The 6,532-nt window shown below is 67.5% G+C and carries 4 protein-coding genes and 1 pseudogene; 2 read left to right on the top strand and 3 right to left on the bottom strand.

The annotated features are described in order from the left end of the window. Both R6V09_RS42715 and R6V09_RS42710 read right to left on the bottom strand, forming a co-directional pair. A pseudogene (locus R6V09_RS42715) lies at window positions 1-321 on the bottom strand (hypothetical protein); the annotation flags it as partial. A gap of 68 nt (window positions 322-389) precedes the next feature. Beyond that, the gene (locus R6V09_RS42710) at window positions 390-1,715 is read right to left on the bottom strand and encodes a DUF2252 domain-containing protein (RefSeq protein ID WP_317886873.1); all 1,326 of its coding nucleotides are present in this window, start codon (window positions 1,713-1,715) and stop codon (window positions 390-392) included. 178 nt (window positions 1,716-1,893) lie between these two features. On the opposite strand from R6V09_RS42710, the gene dnaE reads away from it, so the two are divergent. Continuing rightward, the gene (dnaE, locus tag R6V09_RS42705; RefSeq protein ID WP_317886872.1) at window positions 1,894-5,433 is read left to right on the top strand and encodes a DNA polymerase III subunit alpha; all 3,540 of its coding nucleotides are present in this window, start codon (window positions 1,894-1,896) and stop codon (window positions 5,431-5,433) included. A gap of 83 nt (window positions 5,434-5,516) precedes the next feature. On the opposite strand, the gene R6V09_RS42700 is transcribed toward dnaE, so the two are convergent. Beyond that, window positions 5,517-5,681, bottom strand: a complete 165-nt coding sequence (locus R6V09_RS42700; RefSeq protein WP_019067731.1) for a hypothetical protein — start codon at window positions 5,679-5,681, stop codon at window positions 5,517-5,519. 224 nt (window positions 5,682-5,905) lie between these two features. Here R6V09_RS42700 and R6V09_RS42695 point away from each other — a divergent pair. Next, the coding region (locus tag R6V09_RS42695; protein WP_317886871.1) for an NYN domain-containing protein at window positions 5,906-6,532 on the top strand (627 nt) is incomplete at its 3' end.

Genomic DNA, 6,532 nt, shown 5'->3' with positions numbered 1-6,532 from the left:
CAGCACGTCCAGGCCGACCGCGCGCAGCGGTCCGGCGACCGGGCCGCCCGCCCTGCCGTAGCAGGCGTGCTGGCCGGTGGTGAACACCGTGTCGGCGGCCAGCTCCAGCGGGATCAGCAGCGCGGCGATCCGGCCGAAGCCGAGCTCGCGGCCCGCCAGCGCGTACGCGAGCACGAACACGGTGGCCGCTATCGCGGCCACCGTGCCGAACGGAAGCGGAACCCGGGACAGCAGCACGTGCGACGCGGTGCTGAGCGTCACGACCAGTGCCGTGAACAGCGCCGCGCGTACGGCCCTGAGCTGGATCCCGGATATGTCCATAGCGGAGGTGAGTCTGTCATGTGCTCCGGTAGGGGACCCCTAAAGGGTTCCTGTGAGCGTACGGATGGTTACAGACCCGGAATCCGGCCGTTGCGGAACAGGTCGACGAAGATCTGGTGGTCGGCACGCGCGCGTGCGCCGTAGTCGTGCGCGAAGTCGACCAGCACGCCCGCGAAGCCGTCCTCGTCGGCCGCGATCGCCGCGTCGATGGCCCGCTCGGTGGAGAACGGCACCAGGGACTCGCCGGACTGGTCGTCGGCCGCCGCGTGCATGGTGGCCGTGGCCCGCCCCAGGTCGGCGACCACGGCGGCGATCTCCTCAGGGTCGTCGATGTCGCTCCAGTCCAGGTCCACCGCGTACGGCGACACCTCGGCGACCAGCTGCCCCGAGCCGTCCAGCTCGGTCCAGCCCAGCCACGGGTCGGCGTGCGCCTGGAGGGCGCGCTGGGAGATCACCGTGCGGTGGCCCTCGTGCTGGAAGTAGTCCCGGATCGCCGCGTCCGTGATGTGCCGGGAGACGGCCGGAGTCTGGGCCTGCTTGATGTAGATCACCACATCGTTCTCCAGGGCGTCGCTGTTGCCCTCCAGAAGGATGTTGTACGACGGCAGTCCGGCCGAGCCGATGCCGATCCCTCGGCGGCCGACGACGTCCTTCACGCGGTACGAGTCGGGGCGGTCCAGGGAGGACTCGGGGAGCGTCTCCAGGTAGCCGTCGAAGGCCGCGAGGACCTTGTACCGGGTCGCCGCGTCCAGCTCGATGGAGCCGCCGCCCGACGCGAACCGGCGCTCGAAGTCACGGATCTCCGTCATCGAGTCCAGCAGCTCGAAGCGGGTCAGCGAGCGGGCGGTGCGCAGCGCGCCCAGGAGCGGCCCGTCGGCGGTGTCCAGCGTGAACGGCGGCACCTCGTCGCTCTTCGCGCCGGTCGCCAGCGCGTGCACCCGCTCGCGGTAGGCGCCCGCGTAGATCTTCACCAGCTCGGTGATCTGCTCGTCACTGAGCGCCTTCGCGTACCCGAGGAGCGCGATGGAGCCGGCGAAGCGCTTGAGGTCCCAGGTGAACGGGCCGACGTACGCCTCGTCGAAGTCGTTGACGTTGAAGACCAGGCGGCCGTTCGAGTCCATGTACGTGCCGAAGTTCTCGGCATGCAGGTCGCCGTGGATCCACACGCGCGAGGTGCGGTCGTCCAGGTACGGGCCGCCCCGCTTCTCGGCATCGAGGTCGTGGTAGAAGAGCGCCGCCGTGCCCCGGTAGAAGGCGAAGGCGGAGGCCGCCATCTTCCGGAACTTCACGCGGAACGCGGCCGGGTCGGCGGCCAGGAGCTCGCCGAAGGCGGTGTCGAAGACGGCAAGGATCTCCTCGCCGCGGTGCTCGTCGTTGAGCTGCGGAACCGACATCGCTCTGTGCCTCCTGGTACGGGTGGTACGTGACATGTGACGGGTCTGTCGTCACATTCCAACGCTTGAAGGTACGCGGGAGTGCCCGCCTTGTGTCAGTGGCGAGGCATAGGATTCGGTCTCGTCCCCCCAGACCGCCCGCTGTCTGTTGTCGACTGTTTCCCCTGGAGGCCAAGCCGTGTCAAAGCCGCCGTTCACGCACCTGCATGTCCACACCCAGTACTCGCTGCTGGACGGTGCCGCGCGGCTGAAGGACATGTTCAACGCGTGCAACGAGATGGGCATGACCCATATCGCGATGTCCGACCACGGCAACCTCCACGGGGCCTACGACTTCTTCCACACGGCGACGAAGGCCGGTGTCACGCCGATCATCGGCATCGAGGCGTACGTCGCCCCGGAGTCGCGGCGCAACAAGCGCAAGATCCAGTGGGGCCAGCCGCACCAGAAGCGCGACGACGTGTCCGGTTCCGGTGGTTACACCCACAAGACGATCTGGGCGGCCAACAAGACGGGCCTGCACAACCTCTTCAAGCTGTCCTCGGACGCGTACGCCGAGGGCTGGCTGCAGAAGTGGCCGCGCATGGACAAGGAGACCATCTCCCAGTGGTCCGAGGGGCTCATCGCCTCCACCGGCTGCCCCTCGGGCGAACTGCAGACCCGACTGCGCCTCGGCCAGGAGGAAGAGGCCCTCAAGGCGGCGGCCGAGTACCAGGACATCTTCGGCAAGGACCGCTACTTCCTGGAGCTGATGGACCACGGCATCGAGATCGAACGCCGGGTCCGTGACGGCCTCCTCGACATCGGCCGCAAGCTCGGCATCCCGCCCCTGGTGACGAACGACTCGCACTACACGTACGCGCACGAGTCCGTCGCGCACGACGCCCTGCTGTGCATCCAGACCGGCAAGAACCTCTCCGACCCGGACCGCTTCCGCTTCGACGGCACCGGCTACTACCTGAAGTCGACGGACGAGATGTACGCCGTGGACTCCTCGGACGCCTGGCAGGAGGGCTGCCGCAACACCCTCCTGGTCGCCGAACAGATCGATACGACCGGCATGTTCGAGGCGAAGAACCTCATGCCGAAATTCGACATCCCGGACGGCTACACCGAGGTCACTTGGTTCAAGGAAGAGGTGCGCCTCGGCATGGAGCGCCGCTTCCCGGGCGGCGTCCCCGAGGACCGGCAGAAGCAGGTCGAGTACGAGCTGGACGTCATCATCCAGATGGGGTTCCCGGGCTACTTCCTTGTGGTCGCCGACTTCATCATGTGGGCGAAGAACAACGGCATCGCGGTCGGCCCCGGCCGAGGCTCCGCCGCAGGCTCGATCGTCGCGTACGCCATGGGCATCACCGACCTCGACCCGATTCCGCACGGCCTGATCTTCGAGCGGTTCCTCAACCCCGAGCGCGTCTCCATGCCCGATGTCGACATCGACTTCGACGAGCGTCGGCGCGTCGAGGTGATCAGGTACGTGACCGAGAAGTACGGCGCCGACAAGGTCGCCATGATCGGCACCTACGGCAAGATCAAGGCCAAGAACGCGATCAAGGACTCCGCGCGCGTGCTGGGCTACCCGTACGCGATGGGCGACCGCCTCACCAAGGCGATGCCCGCCGACGTCCTCGGCAAGGGCATCGACCTCTCCGGCATCACCGACCCCAAGCACCCCCGCTACGGCGAGGCGGGCGAGATCCGCGGGATGTACGAGAACGAGCCGGACGTCAAGAAGGTCATCGACACCGCCAAGGGCGTCGAGGGCCTGGTCCGGCAGATGGGCGTGCACGCGGCCGGCGTCATCATGTCCAGCGAGCCCATCGTCGATCACGCTCCGATCTGGGTGCGGCACACGGACGGCGTGACCATCACGCAGTGGGACTACCCGCAGTGCGAGTCGCTCGGCCTGATCAAGATGGACTTCCTGGGGCTGCGCAACCTCACGATCATGGACGACGCCGTGAAGATGGTGAAGTCCAACAAGGGCATCGACCTGGAGATGCTCGCCCTCCCGCTGGACGACCCCAAGACGTACGAACTGCTCTGCCGCGGCGACACGTTGGGCGTGTTCCAGTTCGACGGCGGCCCGATGCGTTCGCTGCTGCGCCAGATGCAGCCCGACAACTTCGAGGACATCTCCGCCGTCTCGGCCCTGTACCGCCCCGGCCCGATGGGCATGAACTCGCACATCAACTACGCCGAGCGCAAGAACAAGCGCCAGGAGATCACCCCGATCCACAAGGAGCTGGAGGAGCCTCTTGAGGAGGTCCTCGCGGTGACCTACGGCCTGATCGTGTACCAGGAGCAGGTGCAGAAGGCCGCCCAGATCGTCGCCGGGTACTCGCTCGGCGAGGCCGACATCCTGCGCCGCGTGATGGGCAAGAAGAAGCCCGAGGAACTGGCGAAGAACTTCACCATCTACCAGGCGGGCGCCCGGAAGAACGGCTACAGCGACGAGGCGATCCAAGGCCTGTGGGACGTCCTGGTCCCCTTCGCCGGCTACGCGTTCAACAAGGCGCACTCCGCCGCGTACGGCCTGGTCTCGTACTGGACCGCCTACCTGAAGGCCAACTACCCGGCCGAGTACATGGCGGCGCTGCTCACCTCGGTCAAGGACGACAAGGACAAGTCCGCGATCTACCTGAACGAGTGCCGGCGCATGAAGATCAAGGTGCTCCCGCCGAACGTCAACGAGTCCGTGCACAACTTCGCCGCCCAGGGCGACGACGTGATCCTCTTCGGCCTGGAGGCCGTGCGCAACGTCGGCACGAACGTGGTCGACTCGATCATCAGGTCCCGCAAGGCGAAGGGGAAGTACGGCTCCTTCCCCGACTACCTGGACAAGGTCGAGGCCGCCGCCTGCAACAAGCGCACGACCGAATCCCTCATCAAGGCCGGTGCGTTCGACACCCTGGGGCACACCCGCAAGGGCCTCACCGCGCACTTCGAGCCGATGATCGACAACGTGGTGGCGGTCAAGCGCAAGGAGGCCGAGGGCCAGTTCGACCTCTTCGGCGGCATGGGCGAGGAGGACACCAGCGAGCCCGGCTTCGGACTCGACGTGGAGTTCACCACCGACGAGTGGGAGAAGACCTATCTCCTCGCCCAGGAGCGGGAGATGCTCGGTCTGTACGTCTCCGACCACCCGCTCTTCGGCCTGGAGCACGTGCTGTCCGACAAGGCCGACGCGGGCATCGCCCAGCTCACCGGAGGTGAGCACGCGGACGGCGCGGTCGTCACCATCGGCGGCATCATCTCGGGCCTCCAGCGCAAGATGACCAAGCAGGGCAACGCCTGGGCGATCGCCACCGTCGAGGACCTCGCGGGCTCCATCGAGTGCATGTTCTTCCCGGCGACCTACCAGCTCATCTCGACCCAACTCGTCGAGGACACCATCGTGTTCGTCAAGGGCCGCCTCGACAAGCGCGAGGACGTGCCCCGTCTGGTCGCGATGGAGATGCAGGTCCCGGACGTGTCGAACGCGGGCACCAACGCGCCCGTGATCCTCACCATCCCGGCGACCAGGGTCACCCCGCCGATGGTGAGCAGGCTCGGTGAGATCCTCAGCCACCACCGGGGCGACAGCGAGGTCCGCATCAGGCTCCAGGGCCCGACCAAGACCACCGTCCTGCGCCTGGACCGGCACCGGGTGAAGCCGGACCCGGCCCTGTTCGGCGACTTGAAGGTGCTGCTCGGCCCGGCCTGCCTGGCGGGCTGAGCAACGGACACACAGAGATGACTGAGGGGCGCATCCGCCAACGGATGCGCCCCTCAGTCATTCAACAACCCTTGACGCGGGCCTCAGTTGTGGCCGAAGCGCTTCTGTTTGCCCTTGCGGGCCATGTCGCTCGGCGTCGCCTGGGATATGCGCTGTTCGGCCTGTGCCTCCATCGAGGACGACGTGGCCTGCTCCTGGGCGCGCTCGGACTGCGGCTGCTTACGGTCACGGTGCTTGTTCTTGGCCATGGTGATCTGCCTCCTGAGGGGGATCTAGGGGCCAGGGCCGCGACCAGATTCACATAGGCTGACGAAGAACGCATTTCGGATAATTACCGTGTGTGACATGGTTGATGCGAGAGAGAAGCCCCGAAACGCCACGCCGAAGATCGAGTTCGGGCCGTTAACCCCTGCGCGGTCGGGCAGACTCGAAGCAAGCCCGAAGTGAACCGACCGGGAAGAGGGTGAGTCGCGTGGACCGCTGCATCGTCCTGGTGGACGCCGGGTATCTGCTGGGGGCGGCCGCCAGTCTCCTCGCCGGAGAGCCCTCGCGTTCCCGTATCACCGTCGATCACACCGCCCTCATCCAGGGACTGCGCGAGCGCGCCGAGTCCGACACGGAACGGCCGCTGCTCCGCATCTACTGGTTCGACGGCGCCCCCGACCGCGTCCCGCAGCCCGAGCACCGCAGGCTGCGCGTGATGCCCCGGGTCACCGTCCGCCTCGGCGCCCTGACCCGCAGCGACGGACGCTGGGCGCAGAAGGGCGTCGACGCCGCCATGCACGCCGAACTGACCGAGCTGGCCCGCAACCGCGCCTGCTCGGACGTCGTCCTCGTCACCGGCGACGGCGATCTGCTGCCGGGCATGATGGCCGCCAAGGAGCACGGCGTCGCCGTGCACCTGTGGGCCGTGCAGGCCGCCGACGGGGACTACAACCAGTCCGAGGACCTGGTCGCCGAGGCCGATGAGCGGCGGGTGCTCGACCGGACGTGGATCACCAAGGCCGTACGGGCGAAGGACCTCGGCGGGGTGTGTGCGCCGCAGCCCGTGCCGCGGCCGGAGATCGCCGCGATCCTGTCCGCGCCGCTGCCCGAGTCC

It is taken from the genome of Streptomyces sp. W16 (assembly GCF_033194735.1).
Classification (GTDB): domain Bacteria; phylum Actinomycetota; class Actinomycetes; order Streptomycetales; family Streptomycetaceae; genus Streptomyces.
The sequence above is the reverse complement of the archived record's forward strand: the minus strand, read 5'-3'. Positions and strand labels throughout refer to the sequence as shown.